1 protein-coding gene and 1 pseudogene are annotated in these 1,863 nt (G+C 67.4%); one reads left to right on the top strand and one right to left on the bottom strand.

The window, feature by feature from the left end:
* Positions 1 to 289 precede the first annotated feature (289 nt).
* Complete coding sequence (locus A9X04_RS01435; RefSeq protein WP_067917037.1) at positions 290 to 1,366, top strand: DUF190 domain-containing protein; 1,077 nt, start codon at positions 290 to 292, stop codon at positions 1,364 to 1,366.
* Position 1,367: 1 nt separating this feature from the next.
* Here the strand turns inward: A9X04_RS01435 and A9X04_RS01430 are convergent.
* A pseudogene (locus A9X04_RS01430) lies at positions 1,368 to 1,863 on the bottom strand (class I fructose-bisphosphate aldolase); the annotation flags it as partial.

Below are 1,863 nucleotides of genomic sequence, written 5' to 3'. Positions count from 1 at the left end.
GTCCCGCGTCTACCCTGCAAACTGACTGTCAGCCGACCCGCGAAGCGCGGTCCCATACGCCAAAAGCGCGCACGCTAAGGCTCATTCGGCGTCACGGTGTCCGCACGGGCGTCAAAGCTCCGCACGCGCCGGGTAGGTGGCATGTCGACCAAGGCCACAACGTATTCAGAGCCCGGTATCTGCAGCACCGCGTATGATCACCGCAGGGTGACAGGATGGCGTCAGCGCAGGGGTTCCACGTCGCCAGCGACGCGTGAAGACTCCTGCAGGGCAACACTTTAGGAGCGCCATGGACGAGGACTGCCTGAAGCTCACCACCTATCTGGCCGAGCGTCGGCGAACCGGCGAAGGGTTTGTCTCCGACGTCCTGCTCGACCTCTATGCGCGGCATCGCATCGCCTGTGGCGTGGTCCTGCGCGGCATCGGCGGCTTCGGGAGCGGACGCCACCTGCGGACCGACGAGTCGCTGACGCTGTCGGAGGACCCGCCCGTCGCCATCGTCGCGGTCGACACGAAGGCGAAAATCGAAGCCCTGCTCGACCCGGTGCTGGCCGTGAAGCAGCGCGGCCTGGTCACGTTGGAGCGGGCGCGGCTGCTGCGCGAGGATGTCGGGCCGGTGCGGTTGCCGGACGAATTGCGCGAAGCCGTCAAGCTGACCGTCTACGTCGGGCGCAAGGAACGCGTCAACGGGGTCCCGGCCTACGTCGCCGTCTGCGACCTCCTACATCGGCGCCGGATAGCCGGCGCGTCGGTGCTGCTCGGGGTCGACGGCGTCACCCACGGGCGGCGGCACCGTGCGCGCTTCATCGGCCGGAACGCCAACGTGCCGATGATGATCCTCGCCGTCGGGTCGGGTGAGCGCATCGCGGGGGTTCTGCCGGAGCTGGCACGGTTGCTCCGCGGCCCGATGTTCACGCTGGAGCGGGTCCGCCTGTGCAAACGCGGCGGCGAACTCTTGGAGCGGCCGCATGCCCTGCCGGGCGTTGACGAACGCGGTATGCCGCTATTCCAGAAGTTGACGATCTACACCTCCGAGTCGGCCCTGCACGACGGGGTGCCCATCCACCGCGCCATCGTGCGGCGGCTGCGTCAGCGCGAAGCGCCCGACGGCGCGACGGTGCTGCGGGGCATTTGGGGATACCACGGGGACCACCGACCGCACGGGGACAAATTTCTCTCGTTGCGCCGCGACGTTCCGGTGGTGACCATCGTCGTGGACACGCCCGCCAACATCGCCGAAACCTTCGACGTGATAGACGAATTGACGCGCGACGATGGGCTGGTGACGAGCGAGATGGTGCCCGCGGTGGTGTCGGACGAACGCGACGGCGACGGGCCGCCGCACATGGCCCAGCACCGGTATTGAATCAGCCGGCGACCGAGGCGTCGTAGATCGACTGGATCGCCTTGTCCAGCGTGGCGTTGAACTGTTCGTCGGACTGGTCGACCGTCAGCCCCTCGGTCAGGGCGCGACTGAAGCTGGCGATCAACCCCGCGTTCTTCGCCAGCAGCTCGTTGGCCTCCTCGCGCGAGTAGCCCCCGGAGAGGGCGACCACCCGCATCACCTTCGGGTGTTCGATCAGGGGACGGTAGAAGTTGACCTCGCTGGGCAGGCTCAGCTTGAGCATCACGCGCTGCCCGTCGGGCACGTTCTCGAGTTGCTTGGTGATCTCGTCGCGCAGGATCGACTCGGCCTCGGCTTTGTCCGAGATCGAGATGGTGACCTCGGGCTCGATGATCGGCACCAGGCCGTGCGAGAGCACCTGATGGGCCAGCTCGAACTGCTGGGCGACCACGGCGGCGATGCCCTTGGCGTTGGCGCCGCCGATCACCGACCGTTCCTTGGTGCCGAACACGCCCTTG

Origin of the sequence: Mycobacterium sp. E3247 (assembly GCF_001667785.1) — a bacterium.
GTDB lineage: Bacteria > Actinomycetota > Actinomycetes > Mycobacteriales > Mycobacteriaceae > Mycobacterium.
Note: the sequence above shows the minus strand (reverse complement) of the source record. Positions and strands in the feature narration are given on the sequence as shown.

Excerpts from the sequence above, each read along its gene's own strand:
- A9X04_RS01435 (WP_067917037.1), top strand. The coding sequence starts at position 290 with ATGGACGAGGACTGCCTGAAGCTCACCACCTATCTGGCCGAGCGTCGG.